A 1,398-nucleotide genomic window follows, 5' to 3' on the forward strand; every position below is an offset into this window, starting at 1 on the left:
AACTCGGAACTCGATTTTCTGAGGTTGAAGTATGAGTCTTTACAAATGACAAATGACCAATGACAAATGACAAATTAACTTGGCTACATAAAAACCTATTTAGTACTTGGTACAACAGCTTGTTAACTGTTGTCTGTTTTGTATTACTATTTTGGGTAGTGCGAGGGATTTTAACTTGGGCAACAGCCAAAGCACAATGGGCGGTCATTCAGGTTAATTTACCTTTATTTTTAGTTGGTAGATTTCCGCGATCGCTATATTGGCGAACTTGGATTGTACTAGCGATCGCTTCAACTTTAGGCGCTATAACTGCGGGTGTATTCTTTGGAAAGCAACAGTTAATAAAACCTACAATTGCTGTTTTTGCTTTTATCACTGGTGTTTTATTATTTTTACCATTAGATTTTACATCCCGTCTGTGGTTACTATTAATTGCAGTTTTACTATTCGCAGGTTTTTGGATTGGAGGAAAGTTTACTAATGTCCTAACTCCTTGGCTTTCTCTATTATGGTTACTGTCATTCTCTGTCATTCTCTGGCTAATTGGCGGTGGATTTGGATTGCAATCTGTATCCACAAATTTGTGGAATGGTTTGCTACTTACTCTAGTAATGGCAGCAATCAGTATTGTGCTTTCCTTTCCCATTGGAGTTTTACTGGCTTTAGGGCGTACAAGCAATTTACCTGTAGTCCGTTGGTTTTCCATTCTGTACATTGAAATCGTCAGGGGAGTACCACTGATTGGGATTTTGTTCCTCGCTCAGGTAATGCTGCCATTATTTTTATCAGCAGATGTGCGTTTAGATCGGGTATTACGAGCAATTGCTGGACTAGTTTTATTTAGTGCTGCATACATGGCAGAAAATGTACGCGGTGGACTTCAGTCAGTTCCTCGTGGGCAAATTGAAGCCGCAAAAGCGCTAGGATTAAACACAGTTTTGGTGGTTTTGTTAATCGTCTTACCTCAAGCCTTACGTACCGTTATTCCTGCGATCGTTGGTCAGTTTATCGGCTTATTTAAAGACACTTCACTATTATCTTTAGTGGGATTGGTGGAACTTACAGGTATTGCCCGTTCCATATTGGCACAACCACAATTTCTTGGTCGGTATGCAGAAGTTTATCTGTTTATTGGATTTATTTACTGGATATTTTGTTATTCTATGTCGTTAGCTTCTCGACATTTAGAAAAACAGTTAAATCAGTAGTTAGGATATTTTCCCTTAAGTCTCTCGTAGAGAAGCAATCACAAAATCTAGATACTGCGATGCGATCGCTTCGCTTCGTTCGCAATGACAACTACAGCGTTTTTCAGGCAAATAAAGTACACAGGTAGCGGTACAGCAGTGCTGTACCCTTAAGATTATTTGCACTTGTGATATGTCTATTGATATGTCT

General features: G+C 39.1%; 1 protein-coding gene. It reads left to right on the forward strand.

Annotation, left to right across the window (positions count from 1 at the left end; all coding sequences use genetic code 11):
• Positions 1 to 59: 59 nt before the first annotated feature.
• Positions 60 to 1,208 carry an amino acid ABC transporter permease gene (locus VB732_RS04490; protein WP_323229633.1) on the forward strand — a complete coding sequence of 383 codons (1,149 nt, stop codon included), beginning with the start codon at positions 60 to 62 and terminating at the stop codon, positions 1,206 to 1,208.
• Positions 1,209 to 1,398: the final 190 nt, after the last annotated feature.

The organism is Nostoc sp. UHCC 0252, assembly GCF_034931145.1.
Classification (GTDB): Bacteria; Cyanobacteriota; Cyanobacteriia; order Cyanobacteriales; family Nostocaceae; genus Nostoc.